This window comes from Rosistilla ulvae (assembly GCF_007741475.1).
GTDB lineage: Bacteria > Planctomycetota > Planctomycetia > Pirellulales > Pirellulaceae > Rosistilla > Rosistilla ulvae.
In genome coordinates, this window is record NZ_CP036261.1 from 7262466 (window position 1) to 7285756 (window position 23291).

The 23291-nt window shown below is 59.0% G+C and carries 17 protein-coding genes; 8 read left to right on the forward strand and 9 right to left on the reverse strand.

Features of this window, described 5'->3' with window-relative positions:
- Positions 1-89: 89 nt before the first annotated feature.
- From cobN to EC9_RS25595, 4 genes are read left to right on the forward strand one after another with little or no spacing between them, the layout of a single operon-like run.
- Positions 90-4241, forward strand: a complete 4152-nt coding sequence (gene cobN, locus EC9_RS25580) for a cobaltochelatase subunit CobN (RefSeq protein ID WP_218934452.1) — start codon at positions 90-92, stop codon at positions 4239-4241.
- Complete coding sequence (locus tag EC9_RS25585; protein ID WP_145348813.1) at positions 4238-5290, forward strand: nicotinate-nucleotide--dimethylbenzimidazole phosphoribosyltransferase; 1053 nt, start codon at positions 4238-4240, stop codon at positions 5288-5290. Before cobN ends, EC9_RS25585 begins: the two co-directional genes overlap by 4 nt.
- Positions 5290-6102: an adenosylcobinamide-GDP ribazoletransferase gene (locus EC9_RS25590; protein ID WP_218934453.1), complete on the forward strand. Its 813-nt coding sequence runs from the start codon at positions 5290-5292 to the stop codon at positions 6100-6102. The genes EC9_RS25585 and EC9_RS25590 overlap by 1 nt, the downstream gene beginning before the upstream one ends.
- Positions 6099-6752 (forward strand): histidine phosphatase family protein, encoded by a 654-nt coding sequence (locus tag EC9_RS25595; protein WP_145348815.1) that lies wholly within the window; start codon positions 6099-6101, stop codon positions 6750-6752. Before EC9_RS25590 ends, EC9_RS25595 begins: the two co-directional genes overlap by 4 nt.
- A 92-nt stretch (positions 6753-6844) precedes the next feature.
- Here EC9_RS25595 and EC9_RS25600 read toward each other — a convergent pair whose 3' ends face one another.
- From EC9_RS25600 to accD, 5 genes are all read right to left on the reverse strand, one after another.
- Positions 6845-7783: a glycosyltransferase family A protein gene (locus EC9_RS25600; protein ID WP_145348816.1), complete on the reverse strand. Its 939-nt coding sequence runs from the start codon at positions 7781-7783 to the stop codon at positions 6845-6847.
- A 228-nt stretch (positions 7784-8011) separates the two neighbouring features.
- Entirely contained in the window at positions 8012-8224 is a 213-nt protein-coding gene (locus tag EC9_RS25605; RefSeq protein WP_145348817.1) for a hypothetical protein, read from the reverse strand.
- Entirely contained in the window at positions 8202-9041 is an 840-nt protein-coding gene (locus tag EC9_RS25610) for a hypothetical protein (protein WP_145348818.1), read from the reverse strand. Before EC9_RS25610 ends, EC9_RS25605 begins: the two co-directional genes overlap by 23 nt.
- Before the next feature lie 296 nt (positions 9042-9337).
- Positions 9338-10291, reverse strand: coding sequence for a serine/threonine-protein kinase (locus EC9_RS25615; RefSeq protein WP_145348819.1), 954 nt, complete (start codon positions 10289-10291; stop codon positions 9338-9340).
- Between the two features lie 29 nt (positions 10292-10320).
- On the reverse strand, positions 10321-11160 hold the full coding sequence (accD, locus tag EC9_RS25620) for an acetyl-CoA carboxylase, carboxyltransferase subunit beta (RefSeq protein ID WP_145123441.1): 840 nt from the start codon (positions 11158-11160) through the stop codon (positions 10321-10323).
- Between the two features lie 431 nt (positions 11161-11591).
- Between accD and EC9_RS25625 the strand changes: the two genes are divergently transcribed.
- The 4 genes from EC9_RS25625 (at position 11592) to EC9_RS25640 (ending at position 16362) form a co-directional block, all read left to right on the forward strand.
- Positions 11592-12668 carry a Gfo/Idh/MocA family protein gene (locus EC9_RS25625; RefSeq protein WP_145348820.1) on the forward strand — a complete coding sequence of 359 codons (1077 nt, stop codon included), beginning with the start codon at positions 11592-11594 and terminating at the stop codon, positions 12666-12668.
- Positions 12669-12698: 30 nt separating this feature from the next.
- On the forward strand, positions 12699-13025 hold the full coding sequence (locus EC9_RS25630) for a Rieske (2Fe-2S) protein (protein WP_246105875.1): 327 nt from the start codon (positions 12699-12701) through the stop codon (positions 13023-13025).
- A 330-nt stretch (positions 13026-13355) separates the two neighbouring features.
- The gene (locus EC9_RS25635) at positions 13356-15032 is read left to right on the forward strand and encodes a DUF1553 domain-containing protein (protein WP_145348822.1); all 1677 of its coding nucleotides are present in this window, start codon (positions 13356-13358) and stop codon (positions 15030-15032) included.
- A gap of 28 nt (positions 15033-15060) precedes the next feature.
- Positions 15061-16362, forward strand: coding sequence for a DUF1501 domain-containing protein (locus tag EC9_RS25640; protein WP_145348823.1), 1302 nt, complete (start codon positions 15061-15063; stop codon positions 16360-16362).
- A gap of 423 nt (positions 16363-16785) precedes the next feature.
- Here the strand turns inward: EC9_RS25640 and EC9_RS25645 are convergent, their stop codons facing one another.
- The 4 genes from EC9_RS25645 to EC9_RS25660 all read right to left on the reverse strand — a co-directional run bounded on the left by EC9_RS25645 (position 16786) and on the right by EC9_RS25660 (position 23290).
- Positions 16786-18051, reverse strand: coding sequence for a hypothetical protein (locus EC9_RS25645; RefSeq protein WP_145348824.1), 1266 nt, complete (start codon positions 18049-18051; stop codon positions 16786-16788).
- Positions 18048-20705: a serine/threonine-protein kinase gene (locus EC9_RS25650; RefSeq protein ID WP_145348825.1), complete on the reverse strand. Its 2658-nt coding sequence runs from the start codon at positions 20703-20705 to the stop codon at positions 18048-18050. The genes EC9_RS25645 and EC9_RS25650 overlap by 4 nt, the downstream gene beginning before the upstream one ends.
- Entirely contained in the window at positions 20692-21366 is a 675-nt protein-coding gene (locus EC9_RS25655) for a sigma-70 family RNA polymerase sigma factor (protein ID WP_145349352.1), read from the reverse strand. Before EC9_RS25655 ends, EC9_RS25650 begins: the two co-directional genes overlap by 14 nt.
- A 142-nt stretch (positions 21367-21508) precedes the next feature.
- Entirely contained in the window at positions 21509-23290 is a 1782-nt protein-coding gene (locus tag EC9_RS25660; protein WP_246105876.1) for a matrixin family metalloprotease, read from the reverse strand.
- Position 23291 lies beyond the last annotated feature (1 nt).

Below are 23291 nucleotides of genomic sequence, written 5' to 3' on the forward strand. Positions count from 1 at the left end.
ACTTCGCACTCAAAGGCTCTCGGTTGTCACGCTACGATTCACAAACAGAACGGTGCTCCTTGGTTTTACGAAACGCTCGACGCCCCTGGTTGTCCAACTGTTCAATCGTCGTCATCGCGTTGGCGACGGTCCTTTGCATGGCATCCAACCGGCAAGCGATCGCCGCCGAAGACGACAAGTCGGTGCTGGTCCTGCATTCCTATTTGATCTCACCGGCGCAGATCGCAACGCTGCAATCGGCGGCGAAAGAGGCCCCCGTCGATTTGCGTTTTTTGGCAGCGGACTCAGCTGACACCGATACGCTGCGAGCGGAAATCGAACGGGCCGACTTGATCCTGCTGGATGTTGCTCATGAGAGTGTGCTGACGCCGATCGTTTCCAAATCGGCGGAGGACATCGAGAAGTCCGATCTGCCCTATATCCTGGTGCCGGGACTGGATCGCGTGCGTCGCGGGCAGCTGATGCAGGCGGCCTCTTTGAAAAGCCAACACAAGGTTTCCGACGAGACCGCCGCGCGGATTCGGCAGTACTACCGATACGGAGGCGACGGCAACACGCTTCTTCTAATGGCGGCATTGGCGACCGATCTCAGCAACCCCCCCGCCGCCGATCTGCCCGCCGCCATCGCGTTTCCCGAACAGGGATTTTATCACCCCGACTGGACCGAGATCGAAACCAGTCGCGAAGTCATCCAGTCGAAGCTGGCCGGCGATGCCAAGCCGATCGTCGCCATCGCGATCAATTCGGCCACCCTTTCCTCGGGCGATACCGATTGGTTGGATGCGATCCTATTGGCTCTGAAGCAGCGCGACATCAATGGCTATGCATTTTACGGGCCGCGACAGAACAGCCAACTGTTTACCGAGATGACTTGCCGCGATAAGGATGGAGAAGCGAAGCCTTTCGCCGACCTGATCATCAATGCGGCGTTGATCTTCCGTCCCGCCGAACGCAAGGCCGAAATCGACCAAATCGGCGTGCCGGTGATGCAGACGTTGCCTTCACTGAATCGCGATGCAGAGCAATGGCGAGCCAGCGACGATGGGCTGGCGATGGCCAATATCTCCTATTATTACGCGTCGAGCGAGTTGGCGGGCATGATTGCCCCAATGCTGATTTCGGCTCGCAACGCCGACACGCGTTTGCTCCAACCGATCAATCAACAGATCGCGGCCCTGGCCGATCGCGCTGCGGCGATCTGCCGACTGCAACAAAGTCAGCGGGGCGAGCGGCGGATCGCGATGATGGTTTACAACTATCCGCAAGGCGAAAACAACTTCGGCGCCTCGTTCCTCAATGTTCCCAAGAGTCTGGTGAACGTGATCGCCGCGATGAAACAGGCGGGATATACGACCGAGACAATCGATGAATCAAGCCTCACGTCGGCGGTCCAAACGTCGCTGCGAGCACTCTACGATTCAGACGCCTTGATTTCGCAGCACGCCGCCGGCAAGGCTGGCTTCCTGCCGCTGGCCGAATACCAAACCTGGTTCGACGGATTGCCGGCCCCGACGCGGCACCGCATCGAGAACCACTGGGGCGATCCACGCTCTGCGGCCGTTCGCACCGAATCGGGCGATAGCGGGTTTGTGATCCCCGGCGTCCAACTGGGTAACATCCACGTGATCCCACAACCGCTCCGCCATGAAGTGACTGCGGCGACGGAGGCCGAACTGCGGAAGCAGCGGATCAATCACAACTCGACGGTCCCGCTGAGCCACAAATATCTGGCGACTTATCTGTACTTGCGACAACAGTGGAGGGCCGACGCGGTCGTCCATTTTGGCACGCATGGAACACTCGAATGGGCTCCCGGCAAACAACGAGCACTGTCGGTCGACGACGATCCGCTGCTTGCACTCGGCTCGCTGCCAAACGTCTATCCCTACATCATGGACAACCTGGGGGAAGCGACAACGGCGAAGCGACGCTCCGGTGCGGTGATGATCAGCCACATGACACCGATGTTTTCGCCAGCCGGATTCCGACCGGGGCTGCACGAGATGCACGACCTAATGCACGACTGGGAAACCATTGCCGACGGGCCGGTTCGCAAGCAGATGGAGAAACAGCTTGTCGATTGGTTCGCCGAGCAGAAGCTCGATCGCGACCTCGGCTGGTCGACCGATCGGATCGCCGACCACTTCGAAGAATTCATGGAAGTGCTGCATCCCTACCTGGACGACATCGCGCAGACGGCACAGCCGCAAGGGCTGGCGGTACTGGGGCAGGTGCCCGATCGAGAGCGCCGGTTTGGCATGGTGATGCAAATGTTAAGGAAGCGGTTGATCGATGCGTTGGGTGAAGATATCGACGAGGTCTTCTTGCTCGATGCGGCCAAGGTCGGCAATTCGCGCCCGGCGCGTTGGTTGCGGATGGCGTTGCAGGATGCGGATGCGGCGAGCCGGTTGGACCTGCGAATGATCGACAACCTCGATTCCAGCAAGCAGACCTCGGTCCCGAACCGCGCTGCGGAGAAAACGTTGGACGCAGACGTACTTCTCGAACTCGCCCTCGAAGCGCAGCGACTCGATGCGTTGTTGGCAACCAACAACGAAATCCCCGCCCTGATCACCGCACTCGACGGCCAACATGTTCCGTCGAGCTATGGAGGCGATCCGGTGCGGAATCCCGACAGCCTGCCGACCGGCAAAAATCTATACGGTTTCGATCCCTCTCGCGTCCCTACGCGGCAGGCTTGGGAAATCGGTGTCGGCGTCTTGGACGACTGGATCGCCGACTATCGCCTGCGACACGAGAATGCCTACCCGCAACAGATCGCATTTACAATGTGGGCTGGTGAAACGATGCGGCACCACGGCGTGATGGAATCGCAAATTTTTCATGCGTTGGGAGTGCGTCCACGGTGGGACGACACCGGACGAATGAAGGGGATCGAATTGGTAAGCGATTCAGATTTTGGGAGGCCGCGAATCGATGTATTGATGACTGTCACCGGATCGTACCGCGATCAGTTCCCTCACTTGATGAAGTGGATCGACGAAGCTGTCGTGTTGGTGGCAAATCATGAGTCGCCGAAAACCGAATCTGACGGCGACGAATCGGCGACGAACTTCGTTGCCAACCATGCCCGCTGGCTTCGAGAACAATTGATCGCCGAAGGCGTCTCCGACGAGGAAGCGAACCGCCAGTCGACCGCCCGCGTCTTCTCCAACGAATCGGGAAACTACGGCACCGGACTAAACGACGCCGCCTATGCGAGCGACCTCTGGGAATATCAGCAAGCCAACGGTGGCGACGCGGAAATGGCGCGGCTGTTCGTAGATCGCATGGGATACGCCTACGGCGATGGGCTCGATGGCGTCGCGGCGTCGGAGCTGTTTGCCAAGCAGCTAGCTGGCGTAGATGCCGCCTTTCTCTCGCGATCTTCCCACACCTACGGCGTCTTAACCAGCGATGACCCATTTGCCTATCTCGGCGGATTCGCTCTGGCCGCACGCGCTGCCGGCGGAGAATCACCCGAGCTTTACGTACAAAATTTGCGAGATGAATCCGAAATCATCCTCGATTCCGCCGCCAGCGCGATCGCCAAGGAGATGCAGACGCGGTATCTGCACCCGCAGTGGATCGAAGCTCAACAGGCCGAGGGTTACAGCGGCACACTGCAAGTCCTCAAAGCGACACAATTCCTCTGGGGCTGGCAAGTCACATCGCCCGAATCGGTAAGAGAAGACCAATGGCAAGCGATGCTCGATACCTATGTGAACGATCAATATGAACTCGGAACGCGGCAGTGGCTTGAAGAACACAACCATCACGCATTGGCTCAGGTCTTAGAGCGGATGGTCGATGCCGTTCGGTTGAACTATTGGCAACCCGACTCGGAAACCCAACAGGCACTCTTTGCAGCCTACGACCAAGCGGCACGAGCCAGCGGATTGATCGAAAGCAATCGCCAGGTGCAGCAGTTCGTATCACAACAGTTTTCGCCGACGCAGCAGGCCGCCGACACCGCGGCTCCTCCGTCGCAAAACGACGCGCCCTCTGCAACGCCCGAACCGACAGTGGACGCCGCAGCAGCGGCTCCCGAAGTCGAACCGCCCGCAGCGACGAAGTTCGTTCAGGGACAGGAACTGCGACCGGAGCCCGCGGCCTCTGAAGCCTCTCAAGAAACCAATCGGAACGTCGCCATGGTGGTTGGCATCGCGTTGCTGTTGATGATCCTCGGCGCATTTTTGCAACTGCGTCGTCTCGTAAAAACTAATGGGAATCGGACATGACGAACAACCATCCACACATCGACAGCGACGCCATCCGATCGCGGCTTGCCGAACTGTGCAAGCCGCCCGAGAGCTTGGGGATGATCGAATTCGCGGCAACGCGGCTCTGCGAAACCCAACAAACGCTGCAACCTCAAACGCGTCCACGGCAGGTGACGGTCTTTGCCGCCGACCATGGGGTGACCTGCGAAGGCGTCACAGCTTGGCCCAGCGAAGTGACCGGCGCCGTGGTCAAGGTGATGCAATCCCATCGCACGGCCAGCGGAGTTTTCGCGCGGTCGTTGGATGCGAGCTACGAAGTCGTCGACGTCGGTCTGTTGCAAGCGATCGCCCCCAGCGACGAGGACGACGTTTCCACCACATGCCTGCGGGATAACGCCGGTCGACGCGGGACGGGAAATCTAATGCGTGAGCCGGCGATGGGCGATGCAGATTTCGACCACGCTTGGGCCGTGGGCGTCGAACGAGCCGAAGCGGCGATCGCCGAGAACTGCCAGGTTCTGATCGGCGGCGAGATGGGGATTGGAAACACGACGTCGGCAACCTGTTTGATCGGCCTGCTGTGCGAGTCGCAGATCGATTCAAGCGTTGCTGAAATCGTCGGCCGCGGTGCGGGACTCGACGATCGACAGCTCTCTCAAAAACAGCAGGTCGTCATCGCGGCGATCGAGCGGGTACGGCGAATGGGAACGCCCGACGCAAAACAAATCGGATGCGAAGTTGGCGGATTGGAGATCGTCGCGTTGGCGGGCTTTTACGCTCGAGCCGCCCAAGCTGGCCGGACTCTATTGATCGATGGCATGATCGCGACCTCGGCGGCGGTGCTGGCCGATGCGATCCATCCCGGAACGCGATGTCAAATGATCGCCGGTCATCGGTCGACCGAGCCTGCGCACGCCGCGGCGCTCGCCAAGTTGCAATTGACGCCGATCCTCGATTTGCAAATGCGGCTCGGAGAGGCGACCGGCGCGATCGCCGCATTGCCGATCCTGGATCTTGCCGCGGCAATGCTATGCGAGATGGCCACCCTCGGCGAGCTGGACCTGTGATGTCAGAACCAACGCAATCCAGCGATCGGCAAGCCTGTTCGCTGTGGGAATGCTTTGTGATCGCGGTTCAGTTCCTGACCCGCGTTTCGATTTTTCGTCAGCGACAGCTTTCGAGCGACCAATACCGGCTGGCCCTTCGCCGATCGGTCCTCTTCTTTCCTATCGTCGGCGGATTCGTCGGGCTCTTCACGGCAGTGACCTTTGCGACTCTCCTGCTGGCCGGAGTCCCCGCGTTGGTTTCCGCGTTGGTCGCGGTTGGTTTCGAAGCATTGCTGACCGGCGCGTTCCACGAAGATGCGTTTGCCGATACGTGTGACGCGTTGGGTGGTGGATGGACGCGAGACCAAGTCCTGGAAATCATGAAGGACAGCCGGCTGGGGACCTATGGAACCATCGCATTGGTTGCCGGCGTGGGAGCCCGCGCCGCGGCGATCGCTGCGATGGGAGAAACGGACATCCGTTGGTCGATCGTTGCCATCGTCGCCGCGGCAGCGATCGGACGGATCGCGATCGTTGTGATGATGGCCACGACGTCGCCCATCGACGATCGCGCTTCGCAAGCCCGAGATGTCGCCGGTTCGCAGACTCTCAAGACAGTCATCGCAGCCACCCTGGCGAGCCTTCCTTTCTGGAGTGCCTGGTTGATGTTGTCCCCTTCGTGCGCCGCAGCTTCGATGTTGGTATCGGCGATAACCCTGATTTTGTTTCGTCGCAAGATCATGCGGCGGATCGGCGGCACCACAGGCGACTTATTGGGGGCCAGCGGATTCCTGATTCAACTTGTTGTCACGATCGGATCTGCAGCAAGATGACAGTCCCACAAGAAACGATCGTTCAAGAAGTCATCATGGTGCGTCATGGCGCCGTCGATCCGCAGTGGAAAGGGATCTGTTACGGTGCGATGGATGTTTCGCTGAGCGAACAGGGATACAGCGACTCTCGGCAGGCAGCTCGACAGCTGAGCGAACGCTTTCACCCGTCGGTCATCTTCCACAGCGGCCTGTCACGCACCCGATTCTTGGCGGAAGAGATCGCCCAAGCGTACGGCGGCGCAGTTCCCTGCATCGAGGATCATCGCTTGCGAGAGCGCGACTACGGAGATTGGCAGGGGCAAACCTGGGACGCCGCCTACGCGAGCGATCCCGACAACTTCGATGGCCTCATCGAAGATCCCGATCACTATCGACCGCCCGGTGGCGAAACCACTTCCCAGATGCAAGCGCGCGTCGCCCAGTGGTTCAGCGAACAACTGAATCCATCTGGCCACGATCGACCGAAAACTCTGATCGCCGTCTCGCACAGCGGCCCGATCGCAGCGTTGGCAGGTCACCTACACAAGACACCACCGACACAATGGCAGCCGTACACGATCGGTACGCTTGAATCGATCCGGGTGAGACAGATCGCCAGCGGAGAGCAAACACGCTGGCAGATCGACCGACAAACAGCCGGCATGCGTTAGCGTGCCGGCTGTCCAAGCGAACCGGACGCTAGCGCGTGCCGGCTGATACCTCAAATGGAAACCCTGATTTGTCCGCCGCCAACGGCACAGCGTTACGCTGCGCGGCGAAGCGGTTCGGAGACGGGGAATGCCAGCGTCTGCGGCTGGGATTCCACGAACGCCTGGGGCGATTCGATCGACGCCGAGGCAAGCTTTCGCAGATCGCGATCGATCTCTTGGCGACGCTTGCCGGCCAAGATCGAAGCTGCAACCCGGCCTGCTGCCGTGGTCCAGGTTCCGAACCGATGCGGCTGAGTCAAACAAGACAGCATCGCAAAACCGATCGTTGCCGCGGCACCGCTGGCTGGGCCAGCCGATTGCAATTGATATCCCGTGCGGAATCCAACGCTCTCGATCTCGACGGCATCTTCGTACGTCGTGACTCGCGATTCGCCAGCGATCTGAATATCGTAAGCCGCCTTCTTCACCCACCGCGATGCGAAGGCTTCGAAGTCGACTGCGGTGGCGACCGAACTGGCTTTTAAGCACTGCCGGAGCGCCGAAACTCTCCAGAACGATGCAGCCAGAAACAGTCCGCTGATCCGGTCTGCTTCCAAGCGACCAACCGCCGTCGCACCGTGGGCGATCGGACGTCGCAACCGCAGCGCATTGGTGGTCCAACCGGCAGCCAGGATCAGATCGTGATCGTCCATGTCGCAAACCAACGGCGAAGCGCAAGCAACGTCGTGATCGGCAAAGGTTTCGTCGATCGAATCGGTCCAGCCGGAGGTGGCTTGAAAGCCATCTGCCAACACGTGAACGATTGGACTGGTGGCGATTTCGCTGCCCGCCCGCACGAGGTTCAGCAGCGTGCAGTCGTTACCGACAGCAAAACAAACCTCACCGGCCAGTTCAAAGGGGTCTTCATAATTGCCGTCGTGGGCAACGATCACTTCACAATCATCGGGACGATTCTCCAGCACGGAAACCAATGTGGTTTCGAAGTCTTCGGAATGGGATCGCAGCGGAATAATGATCGATAAACGTGGCACGTTTACCTCCTGACACACATCGCTTGAGATAGCGGATGGACCTGAATGGCGGGCCTCAAATGTTGTCGCTCGCACTATGCGGATTTGATCGGAACGCGATGCAAGACAACGCAATCAATCCAATTCAGATGGCAGATAAAATGCACTCTGCCAAGGTCGCCACTTTGCCAATCGGTACAGTTTACCGATTGGCAGTGCAGGAAGAATTGCTAGCAATATGCCAGCTGGCTATGCCAAGAAGGTCCGTAGGACGGGGGCGATCGATGCCGATGCCGGTTGAGCGTCGCGAGTGTTCCAATAAGGGAAATCACCGTAGGCCTTGAGTTCGTAATACAGCAGGATGCAGGCGATAAACAGGGCCAAAGCACTGCAGATCAACATCACCGTATAAACACTTAACGCTTGCTTCTGCTTGACGCTATTTGATGCTTGTGTCGACACGGTCGCCCTCCTTCATGATTCCGCTCTGCAGCTCGGGCAGGATCTCAGCTACGCTTTGATTCGGTTCGGTCTTGCGAACACGCAGCCGTCCCAGATACTTGCCACCGCGCGTGACCTCCAGAAAATGTCCCTCTCGCAAGCCTTCGTCGTAACCGATCGAAACCTGCACCAAACGGCTGGGCTGGCTGACCAACAAGACGACGCCATTACGTTTGGGCGGAGCGTTGTCGATCGGATCCTCGGGGTTGATGTCCGCTGCCGTGATCACTTCTTTGTAACGAGTGTTCTGAGCGATCAATTGACCGTTGCGTTCTTGCATCTCCGAAACGACACCCTTGGTCGCGTTCAGTTCATCGCTGACCCGAGCGGCGGTGTAGAACAATTGATCGCGATCTTCGCGTTCCTTGCGAATCTGCATCCGCAGGTCGGAGTTCTCGGTCGTTAGACGAGTCAATTCTTGAGTCTGCGTGTTGACCTCTTGAGTCAACGCAGTCTTCAAACCTTCTAACGTCTGAACTTCGCTGACCGCATTCTGCAGGTTGCTTTTCAGCTCCGAAGCTTCGGTCTGCAGCGCCGCAAGCGCGGTCCGCCGAGCAGCTCGCTCGTGAGCCAACGCGACTTCGGCACGAGTCAACGACTCCTGCAACTGTTTGATTCCCCGCTCCTTCGCTTCGACCATCTGCTTGAGACCGGTCGATGGATTGATTGCGGCGTCGCGCCAGTTTTTGTGCGTTGCGGTAACCATGATGGCGAGCAACAAGAAGCTCATGCTGAGCACAAAAATCAGCGCTGAAAATATCTTTCCCAGAAAGGTCATGGAAGGTTTCCCTACACGTTACGGAGCGAACCGAGTTTGCCCGTCAGGTCGCACGAGAATTGGACGACAGACAAGGTTAGGACCGGACAAATATTGAAGCACGTTTGAAGTATAGTCAGCGCCAGAAAATGATTCAAACATTAAACCACGAATCCCAAAATGCCTCGCAAGAGGGGGTGTGGTTGCAGCGAATGAGCGAATTACCAGCTGTACAGCGACTCGCCGCCCCCGAATCGTCCCCAAGTTTGCCGGTTGGGGAACTCATGAGTCCACCGGTTTGCGAGCCCGGTTTCGAATTAGGTCGCCGACTTCTGCTCCGACCTGACCCCTTTGATCTGCCTTAAGAAGGCTTCCATCGATGGCATCCGGTCCTGCACGTTGGGGCTGATACATCGCATGATCGCCGTCGCAAGCACAGGATTCAGATCGGGGCGGAACTCCAAAATCGGAGTCGGCGGATGGGTGTCGTGCTGTAGCGCCGCTTTGCCGGTGGTGTCGTTGACCGGCCAAGGAAAATCGAAAGCACACAACGTGTAGATCGAAACGCCAAAGGCGAACACGTCGACGCGTTGATCGGTCTGCCGGCGGCGAACGATTTCCGGTGCCATATAAAGAGGCGTCCCGGTTCGGTTGCCCGGCTGCATGTAGGGGGGCAACGCGGGAACGGTCAAACCGAAATCAATAAGCTTCACCCGCTCCATGTCGGCGGAACAGATGAAGTTGCGAGGGCAGATGTCGCGGTGAATGAACCCCTTCTCGTGGACGTACTTCATCCCCTCGGCCATCTGTCGGATCAACGATAAACGCTTCCCCGCCAAGGTCTCTTCTTTCCGCGTCTGGATGACCTGCAACAGCCCAGGGCCGTCGACATATTCCATCACCAGATAGGGTTGCCCCTGCTTGGTGGTGCCATATTCGTAGGTCTCGACAACGTTGGGGTGCTGCATTTGCACAGCGATCGCCCCTTCGATCGGTTTCTTGAGGCCTTTGAAGCGGGCTTCGAAGGTGGCTACTTTTTCGGCGTCGCACAATTTCAGCCCGACGACGCGGTTGTATTGCCGATCCCGGGCGGTGATGAAGTTACTCATCGTCCCCGAAACGGCCGACCGCATCCGCTCAAAGCGGGCTTCGACGTCCAGGCTGTTGCTCCCCTTGGTCCGCTTGCTCGCCGGAGCCACAGCGGCGTCGGAATCTCCCTCTTCCGTCTTCTTTTTGCCGATCAGCGATTGAATTTTATCCAGCAGTCCCATAAACGTAATCGCAGTCGAGAGAAGGAGTTTTATTTGCCACAGTAGTCGATGACGCGAGCGATCTCCGATTTCAGTCGATCGCGAGCGACGATACGATCGATAAAACCGTGCTCCAACAGGAATTCGCTGGTCTGAAAGCCCTCGGGCAATTCGATGCCGATCGTCGCTTTGATCGTCCGCGGTCCGGCGAAACCGATCAGCGCCTTGGGCTCAGCGAAACAGAGATCTCCCAACGAAGCGAAACTGGCAGCAACCCCACCCATAGTGGGGTTGGTCAGTACGCTGATAAACAGGCCGCCCGATTCGTGATACCGAGCCAACGCCGCGGAGACCTTCGCCATCTGCATCAGCGACAAGATCCCTTCGTGCATCCGAGCCCCGCCGCCGGAGCCACTAATAATGATCAAGGGTAGGTTCTGTTCGGTCGCTCGTTCGATCAACCGCGTCAACCGCTCGCCAACAACCGAGCCCATGCTCCCCATGATAAACGCACTGTCGGTAACTCCAAACGCAACCCGGCGAGCCCGAATCATCCCGGTGCCGGTCAGAGCAGCATCGACCAATCCGGTCCGCTTCTGTTCGGCTAGCAATCGCTCGGCATAACGTTTTCGGTCAGCAAATTCCAAGGGATCGGTGGGCCTCAGCTCTTCGTCCCAAGCCTCAAACGTCCCTTCATCCAAGACCTGTTCGACCCGATCGGCTGCCGAAACGTAAAGATGGTGGTCGCATTTAGGGCAGACATTCAGCCGCCGTTGGACCTCTTTGCGGTAGACGCTCGACAGACATCCGGGGCATTTAATCCACAATCCCTCAGGAATACCGCGTTTTTTGGTATTCGGGGCTTCGCTGTTCGATTCGACGGTCGCCATGCAATTATTCACCCATCAAAGGGTCAGTGAAGTAACTAATTTCGCCTTGTTCGCAATCCAAGTGTATCGGTAATCGCGATTATTCGCTGCGTCGATTTCACCAGCCCGCATTCAGAAGTGGGCCCGGCAACGCTTCGACTCCCGTTAGCCTACGATACCGCTGCACTTTCTTCTAGGCATATAGCGTGCGACCTGCGTGCGTGCGAGCATACGATTATTGTAATCAGCTTTCACTGCGTCGCACGTAAAAGGACGTTTCGGCAGGGCTGATAAATGTTTGAGCTTCGGCAAACTTGCCGCCCCAAACTGCCGTCATCCCCAAGTCGTCAGTTCTCCACGTTCGTCGAAGCGGCTGACCGACCGCTCAATCGCTCTCGCACCCCCTCAAGTGGAACTGGCGTGCATCCCCAACCTATTGAAAGACACACCCGATGGCACGTTGGAAAATCGCCGGTATCAACTTCGAACATTTTCACATGGGCGACAACTTGCGGCTGGCCGCGGCGATTCCCGACGTCGAAATCGTTGGCCTGTGCGATGAACAACCCGATCGCATGCAGCAAGCGATCGAGGAATTGCAACTGCCCAGCGAAAAGGTCTTCAGCGATTGGCAGGCTTGCTTGGACCAGACACAGCCCGACATCGTGCTGTTGTGCCCGGCCGCTGCGGGGCACGGACTGTGGACCGAGCGTGTGATGGCTCATAGAGTTGATGTGCTGATCGAAAAACCGATGGCGGCGTCGCTCGCCGAAGCCGATTCGATGATCGACGCGGCGCAGCGGGCTGATCGAACGCTGGCGATCAATTGGCCGATGGCCTGGTTTCCCACCCATCGCACCGCTCATCGATTGATCCGCGAAGGGACGATCGGCGACGTGATCGAGGTTCATTATTACGACGGCAATCGCGGACCGCTGCACCATGCGGCCGGCAAGCAGCAGCGAACGGCGGAGCAGATTGCCGCCGACAAACCGAACAGCTGGTTCTATCAGAAGGCGGCTGGCGGCGGAGCGTTGTTGGATTACCTGGGCTATGGAGCGACGTTGGCGACATGGTTCAACGGCGGCCAACGCCCGATCGAAGTCACGGCGGTCGTCGACCAACCGGCGGGGCTGGAAGTCGACGAGCACTGCGTGGCGGTGCTCCGTTATGCAACCGGACTCAGCAAGTTGGAGACCCGTTGGGGAACGTTCACCGATCCTTGGACACACCAACCGCAACCGCGATGCGGATTTGTGATCGTCGGCACCGAAGGAACGATCGGATGTTTCGATTACCAACCGACGGTCCGACTGCAGACCCGCGAAGAGCCCGCCGGCGTGGAGATCCCCGTCGATGCGATGCCGCTGATCGACAGCAATCCCGTCGCCTACCTGATCCACTGTTTGGAAAACCGATTGCCGATCGAAGGGCCACTCTCACCGGAAACCTCGCGGATCGGACAACAGATCGTCGACACAGCGATCGCCAGCGCCGCGGCCAAGCAAACGCTGCCGCTGTTAAATTAGAGGCATACCTGCCCGATGACGGAACCGAATATGAACGCCGCTGAAAACTGGACAACGATCGCCAAATCCGAAGAGATCGAAGAGGGGATTGGCCGCGAGTTCCTTGTCGGCACGCGGATCGTCGCCGTCTTTCGAGTCGATGGCCAATTGTTTGCGATCGATGGAATCTGCCCGCATCAAGGCGGACCGTTGGCCGATGGAGCGGTTCGCGACGGCTGCGTCACCTGTCCCTGGCACGGCTGGCAATTCGAACTCACTTCGGGGCGGCATACGATCAGCGGCCGCAACTTGGCCGAAACGTTCCCGATCCGCGATCGCGACGGCATCGTCGAATTAATAGTCGCCGACGAGGTCTGAACAAACTTTCTTTCGAATATCGCTTTTTCCGACCAAGCTTCCCCACCGCTCAACGAACAGTGTGATGGTCGCCTTTCGCTCCGCGAAAGTGCGTTCGATGCGTCCGCCATACCAGCACGAAGCGCAAGCGAGTGATACGCGTAGGAACGATCGCCTCGCCTGCGTTTCGTGAGCGAACCGTTAACACTCGCTTGCGCTTCGTGCTAGTAATTCGTGCTAGCAATAAACCCGCAACGAATGCTGGCGAACGTTATATTGGATTACGTCTCACGACCGTTTCGATAACCACATTCCCCTGCGAAACCACAAATCGCGTCCGGTGATGACAACATGAAATGGTATCAATCGCTCGCACGTTGGACGCTCCTGGCAGCCGTGGGCTTGCTGGGCGTCGGCTACCTTGCCAACGGCCTATCGGGCGATGGACGATCGACGCAGCCGCCGCCGATACCGAAAGGCACCACGGCCAGCGAGACCGCCGATTGGATGGAGGTGGTTCGCGATGTCGACGCCGAATTCGAAACAACATGGACTCGCGAGAGTTTGTCGACAGCACCGGCCGCCGATTGGCAGACGGTCAGTCGCCGCGTCTCGCTGGCGCTGATCGGCAGCAGCATCTCGCTGGAGGATATGCGATGGTTGGAGTCGCTGCCCGAAGGGACGCAGGTCGATGCGTTGACCGAACGCTTGTTAGCCGACCACCGCTTCGCCGACTACTGGGCCGAACGTCTGGGCCGCGCATACGTCGGCGCCGACGAAGGCCCTTTTATCGTCTACCGCCGCCGACGCTTTATCACCTGGCTGTCGCAACAACTGCACGATCAAGTTCCCTACTCGCAGATCGTCCGCCAACTGATAACCGCCAAAGGGATCTGGACCGAAAATCCGCAAGTCAACTTCCTCACCGTGACGTTGGACACCACGGAGAAAGGCCGCGTCGATCCGGTCCGCCTGGCAGCCCGCACCAGCCGCGCGTTCTTGGGAATGCGGATCGATTGCCTGGAGTGTCACGACGACTTTCTGGGCAACGTCAACTTGGGAACCACTTCGGAACCGCTCGAAGGAACGCAGCGCGACTTCCATCACCTTGCCGCCTTCTACAGCACCGCTGCGAATTCGATTCAGGGGATTCGCGACGACGGCGAGGCTTACGAATATCAATTCCTTTACGAGGACGAGACCGAAGAGGTCGAACCGATCGTCCCGTTTCTGCCCGAACTGCTGACGACCGATCCCGCCGCCGACGACCTTCCCACGCGGCAACAGCTCGCCCACTGGGTCACCCATCCCGAAAACATCCCCGCCGCCCGCGCTGCGGTCAATCGCGTCTGGGCGTTGATGTTTGGTAAACCGTTGTCCGATCCAGTCGATGACATCCCGTTGCACGGTCCCTTCCCGGCTGGCCTGGATCGGTTGGCTCACGATTTTGCCGAGCATGACTGGGACCTGCGTCGCTTGATCCGGATCATCAGTCATCTGCAAACCTTTCAACTCGACAGTCGCTGCGACTTCGAAGTCACCAGCGAACACGAGCAGGCTTGGGCGGTCTACCCGCTGATTCGTCTGCGTCCCGAACAGGTTGCCAGTTCGATCATCCAGTCGTGCCGTCTGGCCACGCTCGATCGCCAATCGGCTCTGCTGGTTCAACTGCAAGCCTTCGGCGAGAAGAACGACTTCATCAATCGTTATGGCGACACCGGCGAAGACGAATTTGGACAGGATGCGATCACGATTACGCAACGGCTGTTGGCGATGAATGGCAAACTTGTCAACGAGCGGACCGGGGAGAACCCGTTCATGAATGCGTCGTCGCAGATCGCGATGTTCGCCACCGACGACGCCCACGCCGTGGAGATCACGTATCTATCGATCTTAAATCGGCGGCCGACCGACGAAGAGTCGGCCGCTTGGATTCGACAATCCGAACAGGGCGTCTCGCGTCGACAGTTCGTCGAAGACCTGTATTGGATCCTGATCAACAGCAGCGAATTCAGCTGGAACCATTAACCCCCACTCGCCTGCGGAAGTCCATTCCATGAACATCGACTGTGGTTCACACGCTCACCTCTCGCGGCGCTCGCTGTTGCAATCCGCCGGCGCACTCAGCATGACCGCATTGGCCAACCAACTGGCTCGCGGCAGCGAACAATCCTCGAAGCCTGTGCGGCCGAAATCGATCATCATCTTGTGGCTCAAAGGAGCTCCCAGCCAATACGAAACCTTCGACCCTCACGCCGGCACAAAATACGGCGGCGAAGTCGCAGCGATCGACACGACGGCTCGCGACGTGCAGATCTCTGAGTTTCTTCCGCAGACGGCAGAACAAATGCACCGCGTTGCGTTGGTCCGTTCGGTGACCAGCAAAGAAGGTGACCATCAACGTGCGTTTTACAACATCCAAACTGGCTGGCGTCCCGACCCGACCGTGGTCCATCCATCGATCGGATCGATCGTTTGCCATGAGCTTCCCGGCGGCGCGGACATTCCTCGGCACATCTCGATCCTGCCCGATAACTCCGCCGGACGCGGCGGCTATCTAGGAGCGAAATACGACGCATTTAAAGTCTACGATCCGGCTAATAAAGTCCCCGACATTCGGCCTTATGTCGGTGAGAAGCGGTTCCAGCGCCGCGTCGATGGTTTGATGGACGTGGTGGAATCGAATTTCCGCAAAGGCCGGTTGCGCGATCTCGATCGCGATCGCACCCTGCACGGGATCGCCACCAAGAGTGCGCTGACGATGATGGACAGCGATCAATTAGCAGCGTTTGAAGTCGACAAAGAATCGAAAGCGTTGCGATCTCAGTTCGGCGAGACAGCCTTTGGCCGTGGATGCCTTGCCGCAGCCCGGTTGATCGAAGTGGGAGTGCGATGTGTCGAAGTTGGCCTGTCGGGCTGGGACACCCACGCCGACAATCACAACGGCCAGCGGACGCAGTGCGAAATCCTCGACCCCGCCTATGCGACGCTGTTGCAGGTGCTGGCCGATCGCGATCTGCTCGATTCGACATTGGTCGTCTGCGGCGGCGAGTTTGGTCGGACGCCGAAGATCAATCCCGTCGGCGGTCGTGATCACTGGCCGCATGGCTTCTCGATCGCATTGGCCGGTTGCGGCTTGCGGCAGGGAATCGTCCACGGCGCAACCTCCCCCGACCCCAAGCTCGACAATAAGGAAAAGGATCTACTGACCAACGTCGCCGATCCGGTGACGGTTCAAGATATCCACGCCACGATTCTGAAGGCGTTGGAAGTCCGCTTCGAGCGCGAGCTGATCACGCCGATCGGCCGCCCGCTGAAGCTCAGCGAAGGAACGCCGATCGAATCGATCCTCTCCTAACGCATCGCCTCCGCCCGCCGCACTCGTTTAACCGCGTGGGCAACGCCCCGCGCATCCAAACACCAGACCGACCCAAAACACGCGGCCCGATGGGCACGCGGTTAAACGAAATCCCCAACGCACAGCTGCTGTCGTTTAACCGCGTGGGCAACGCCCCGCGCGTCCAAACACAAGACCAACCCAAAACGCGCGGCCCGATGGGCACGCGGTTAAACGAAATCCCCAACGCACAGCTGCTGTCGTTTAACCGCGTGGGCAACGCCCCGCGCGTCCAAGCACCAGACCAACCTAAAACGCGCGGCCCGATGGGCACGCGGTTAAACAAAATCCTCAACGCCCGCCGCGCTCGTTTAACCGCGTGGGCAACGCCCCGCGCGTCCAAACACCAGACCAACCCAAACGCGCGGCCCGATGGGCACGCGGTTAAACAAAATCGGCCGGGTTTCGGACTGTCTCAGTTCGCGACCTCCGAACATAAACCACTCCGGCAATCGTGATCACCGCCAACGACGCTCCTTGATACCAGGCGAGGCTCCGCTGCGAATCGCTTTCGGCCGTTGGTTCGACCGGCGATGGAATCCGTGGTGGCGTCGCGACGGTGGGCAACAGCGCCGCCGACAGCGAACGCTGTGGCGCGGCGGGCAGCATGCTTTCGAACGCCTTAAAAACTCCAATGCCAACATTCCAGCCTGCATTGGCGTTGGCGATCGATTCGCCCGACCGAGTCGGCTGCGGATCGGCGACCGTTCGCGAGCTGGAATCGTTCTCCAACAGCAGTCCGCTGGTCTCCAATAACCACTGCTGGCTATTGCTCTCCGATGGGACAGCTTCCGCTGCAGTATCGGGATGCAACTCGGTCCCTTCGTGCAATTCGAAAGCCTCGGGCTCCGCCGCCGGATCCTCTTCGGCCAGGTCTTCGATCGCCTGGTCCAATTGCTCGATTTGATCTCGGAACGCGTCGGATTGATTCAACCATTGATCGACCGCCTCGGCTGTGGACGGATTTGCGAACGTATCGCTCTCGGCTTCCAAGACTTGATCGAAGCTCTCTGGACTCAGCTCCCACAACTCTCCCCGCGGCGTGACCGATACCAACACGGTTTCGCCGGCGCCGTCGGCCGGAATGGAGCCAAGAACGTTTGGTTCGACCGAAATTCCGGGAACCGTAGGGTTCGAGTCGACGCCAGGCCCCGATGAAGAAACGACAGGCGTGCGAATTGGCGATGTCGAATCGCCAATCGACGTCGACGATGTTTCGTTGCGGATCGTCACGTTGACAGCGTCGGGGAGCGTCGTTGACGATTGATCGTTGTCCGTGATGGTTGGCGTGCCGTCGTTGCTGCCGCGATCGCGACGTGGTGGACGTTCTCCGTTGCGATCCTCGCCGCGGCGCTCTCCCCCGGGACGCTGGTCATCCAAACGGCCTAACCGTGATTCTTCGCGATCCCCCGAATCGCGTGACTCGGGGCCGCCGCGATCGTTGCCCTCTAGAGCGGCTGCGTCGCGTGGGCCTGCATCGCGCGATCCACCATCCACGATCTGCGTGTCGGAAAATCGATCGCCTTGATCCCCGCGATATCCAAGGTCGTCGCTGGCCAATGTCAACGGATTGGCGCTCAGCATCCAGCGTCCCTCCAATTGCTCGAGCCTCAGTCGACGCGATGACGATCGTTTCAGTGGTGCTTTCATTGGGCCACCGCCAATTCGTTGACGGCAGCCAAATCGCGATCGGCTTGTTTTTCGGCGGCTCCGTTTCCGGCAGCCGCCGCGCGATAGCTGCCAGCCACCGCATCGATCGCTTGCCAACGTTTGCCGCGAGCCAAGCAGCGCAGCAAGCTGGAATAATGCGTCGGCAAAAAACGTTTCGCTTCGGCGTGCTGCGGGTCGATAGCCAATGCCTGCTGTTGTTGCTCGATCGCTCGCATCCACTGCGTTTCCGCGGCGGCCAAGTCACCGATCGCCAGCATCGAACTGCCGCGATTGTGCAGCATCGCGCCGATGCGGCTGTGCCCCGAGGCGTCGTCGTCGCTGAGCTCCAGGCTCGCCTGCTGCAGCGAGATCGCTTCGTCCAACGCCTCGATCGCTTCAGCATGTTTGGCTTGTTTCTGAAACGCCATCGCGACGTTGTTCAAACTGGTCGCCAAATCGCGGCGATGCTGATCGATCGCCGGAGCGATGCTCAACAGTTGACGCTGCAGTCCGGCAGCGCGCGTGAACGCCTGCTCCGCCGAAGCCCAGCGTCCCGCGTGCATGTTCGCGGAACCAAGGTTATTCAAAAGCGTCGCCAGTTCGCCCGAAGCGCTCAACCGATTCGATGACTCGCCAACCGAAGCGGCTCGGATTTGAATCGCTCGCTGCAACAGTTCGATCTCGCTGCGTGGATCGTCGACGGTGACGGCGCTCCGGTTGGCCAGCGCGGAAGCGAGTCCGCGAGCCGCCAGTTCGTTATCGGGTTTCCTTTCGACAATTGTCGTCAGCCGCGCAATCGCATCATCCAACAGGGGCCTCGCCTGAGCGACATCACCCAGCTGAATGAATAACAATGCCAGATTGTTTGTCGTTAACGCAAACTCCGCCGCGTAACGCTCGTTTTCCGGATCGCTCTGCACCAAGGCGCGCTGGATCGCCAAAGCCTGCCGATAGATTTGCAATGCCTCGTTGGGCTCGCCGATGTCGGCCAGTGCCAGCCCTAGATGATTCAGGTTTTGCGCGGCATGATACCGCGTTTCCACAGCCGATGGTTCGACAGGAATCGACTCAGGACTTTCGATGATCGCCGCATAACCTTCGGCGGCGCGGCGAAAATGCCCGATCGCATCGCGCGGCGATTTTAACTCTTTGACGATCGTTCCGATCCGCGAATGGGTCCGAGCCACTTCCGCAGAGAGTTCAGGATCGCCCGTCGCTTGCGCGGCGAACTGTTCGTGATACCGCAGCGTCTGCAACAACAGCGCGTGCCGCACCTGTTCAGCTCCCGGCACGGAGGCCAATTGCTCAGCGACTTCGGTTCCCAGATGATCGACCGCCGATTGGGCGTGCCGGAAATATTGATCGCGTTGGACGGCGCTCCATTTGGCGTCGTTGCTCTTTTGCAAGATGATCAAACTGCTGGCGACCAACCATAACATCGCCACCGCGCAGACCGAAGCGGCAACAGCGACCGAGCGACGATGCCGCGCGGTCCAGCGTCCCATGCGGGCGACGACCGTCGGCGGCTTAGCCAATGTGGGTCGACCATCGAGGACCGCTCGCAGATCGGCAGCCAATTGGTCGGCCGATTCGTAGCGATCATCCTTGCGGCGAGCCATCGCTTTTTGCAACACCACGCTCAAGTCGGCGGGCGTGTGGGGCAACAGACTGCGCAGCCGTGGCGGTTCGTCCTGCTCGATCGCTCGCAGCAAGGTCGGTCCGTCGTCGCCGACAACGGCGGTTCGCAAAGTCAACATCTCGAACAGCGTCGCGGCCAGCGAATAGATATCGGTCCGATGGTCGACCGCTTCGGCTTTGCCCGTCGCCTGTTCGGGGCTCATATAACGCATCGTTCCCAACAGATCGCCACTGACGGTCAGCGAGCGATCGTCTTGGCAGCGAGCCAAACCGAAGTCGGCGATCCAGATTTTGCCCGCCGAATCGAGCAGCAGGTTCGACGGTTTGACGTCGCGATGGACGACGCCCGATGTGTGGGCATAATGCAGAGCGTCGGCGATATCGATCGCCCAAGCGACGATCGATCGCCAATCGCGCGACGTCGCGGCGGTCTCTCGCTGCTGCAAGATCCAAGCGTCGATGGGCAGCCCATCGATCAACTGCATCGCAAAATAGTGGATCCCACGCTCCGAACCGACACTGTAGACCGGGACGATGTGCGGATGTTGCAGCAATCCCGCGGCACGGGCTTCGTTTTTGAAGCGGGCGATTTGGCGAGCGTCCAACAGCGACGCCATCGGCAACAGCTTTAAAGCGACCTGGCGGTTCAACGACTTCTGATTCGCTTCGTAAACGACTCCCATCCCACCGCGGCCGATCTCACGCTGGACCGTGAAATCGCCCAACGTCATCGGGCTGCCCGAGGTTGGCTGCAAGTCGCTGAATTGATCGCTCGGGTCTTGGAAGCCGACCGCGACGCCATACAGTGCGTCCAACTTGCTTAGATAGCTGGCGAAGACCTCCGACAGATCGGGGTTCTCGCGATCGAGCGTCTCCAGATCCAACGGCTCGCCCGATTCGAGCGACTGGAGATAGCGATCCAGTTGTTCGGTCAGGCGTTGCTTCTGATCCTCGTTCAACGCTCGCAGCAATTCCGGTTCGTCGCAGGAATCGAGCACCGAATCATTCACAGACATCGCGAGCTTCTCCCTGCGTCTTGAAGGCTTCCAGTGCTCTCAGCCAAAGCATCCGCACCGCACCGCCGGAACGATCCATCCGCTTGGCGATCTCGTCGAACGACATTCCCTGCAGGACGCGGAAGACGATCACATCGCGATAGGGCGGATGCAGCTCGCTCAATTTGTCGGCCAACCAGACGGCGCGCTCACGCGCTTGCATCGGAGCGCTCGGCGATTCACCTCGGTTGGGCAGGATCGAAGCGAGGTTGATGGCGGAGTTTTCGAGTCCGTTGGCCACGGCGTCCAACGACACCTCGCGGCGGACGTCCCGCTTGGCGACTTTGACATTCGCGGCAAAAGCGCGATGCAGCGTATGGATCAGAATCTGTCGCAGCCAGCACAACAGCTCTCCTTGGCTCTGGCCGCGAAAATCGCCGAAGTCGCGGTGGGCGGCCAACATCGCTTCCTGAACGATGTCCGACGGATTCAACCGGCGTTGCAGTCGGCGATCCAATTGCGTGCTGGCCAACAACGTTAAGTAGTTGGCGTACCATTGCAGCAAACGGCCCAAGGCTTCCGAATCGCCATCACGAGCCGCTTCCAGCAACGATTGAAATTCCTGCGTTTGGCCCGACTGGCTGCTGGAATCGGAACGGTGGGTCGAATCGGTTGCGATCACGATGTTTGCCTGCGCTGAAGGGTTTACCGGCTTCCAATAATGAGGAACGGAAACGTCGCGGTTTGTTTCAACCACGCGGCTGAGAAAATCAAATTTCCACAGCCGACCGATCCGCGTGCCAGTTCACCCCAAGTCAAACGGTTTATCGAAAGAATCCGCGTTGGCTCGATGCACGCCCTAACAGTGAAAACGCTGCATCGACGCGGTGGTGGAATCCGCGATGGGAGTGATGCCCGCCGCGGCTGCGAAGCGAATTGCCGTCGTCCAACCAAGTGGACAGTTCATCCAGCGAAACCGCTTCGTCTGCATCGCTATCGGCATCGGAGACCTTTTCCCAAAACCGATCGCTCACTTCGTCGGCGGTCAACAAACCATCCTCGTTGGCGTCCAGGGCACTGAAAAAGTCTTCGCGAGCAGTCGCCAACGCCGCTTCGACTTCCGCCAACGTGATCACCGCGTCTCCATCGGCATCGATCTCCGCATCGACCAAACGATCCCACAACCGACTGGAAACATCCTCCTCGGTCAGTTCGCCATCTTCGTTGGTGTCCAACCGCGTCAGCAGATCTTCCGCCGTCGGACCGGTTAAACCAAGCCCTACGCCAAACCGAAATTGCGATCCGTCGAGGCAATGTTCGTCGGTCTCTTCGGTCTCACCATCGTCCAACACGCCCCCGTCATCGACCGGTTCTAGCGAGTCATCATCTTCGGCGGTCGGATCGTCCACGGTTTCGGTGCCGTCGTCGACAGGATCAAGCGTTTCTTCATTCTCTGTATCGCCGGAATCGAGTGTATCGTCGACATCATCGACCGGATCGAGTTCAACATCGACCTCGTCGCTGATCTCTTCGGTCTCGCCGTCCAAGCTGTCATCCAGTTCGGCCTCTTCTTCACCTTCGATCGTCGCGACCTGGCTGGTGTCGACGGTTCCAAGATTCAGCGCGTTGATCACCGTCAACGCGTCGATCGCGGTGACGCTTCCATCGCCGTTGGTGTCGTACATCGCATCGGAATCGCTTTCGATAGCCGCGGTGCCACGATTGATTTGGTTCAAGATCATCAAAGCGTCGATCGCCGTGGTCGCGGAATCGCCATTGACGTCGGTTGGGTTATAGAGATTGTGGTTCTGGGGCACATCCGCTTCGATCCGGCCGCTAAAGCGATGCCAGTTGCCGCCGCGACGCCAGCGGTTGCGATTGAACCGATTGTTGTCGGTATCGCCCGAATCCGTTGGATCGGAATCGTTCGTCGTATCGTCGTCGGATGTGTCGACCGGATCGGATGTGTCATCCGAATCGTCGGTTGGCAAGACGTTGTCGTCGGCCGCAGCGTAAAGGCTGGTGATCTCGGCAATATCTTCGCTCGATAATCCCGCAAAACTTTGGCTCGGCGAGACAAACGGGGCCAGCACCGCACTGGCGTCATCCAGGTGATCCAGTCCCAGCGCGTGACCGATCTCATGGACCGCGACCCAGACAAGATCGAAGGCTTGATTGCCAAGCGAATTGCCAACCTCCCAAACCTCGGAGGAATCAAATTGGATGTCGCCGGCAATCCTCGCGGGATTTACGTCGTCGGGAAAATAAGCTTGCGCCAGCGTGCCGCCGTCACCATCGATATTGGTAAACGAAATGTCGATCGAATCGCGCAACCCCGATTGGTCGGTGGGGGTAAAGCTGACATCGACGACACTCGACCAAGCGTTCAACGCCGTTTCGATCGCCGCGGTGGTCTCGGCTTGCGACAGCGAACTCGGACTGCCGGAGATGTTGTAGGTCAGTTCGGCGCTTCCCAAGCCGGGGCCATCCCAGCCGACACTGGCAGCCAGCACGCGGCGCGATTCAAGTGTCTCGGTGACAAGGATTCGCGACTTGCGGCGCTGCAGTGGCTTGCGTTTTTGCGACATGATTGAACGACGAAACATG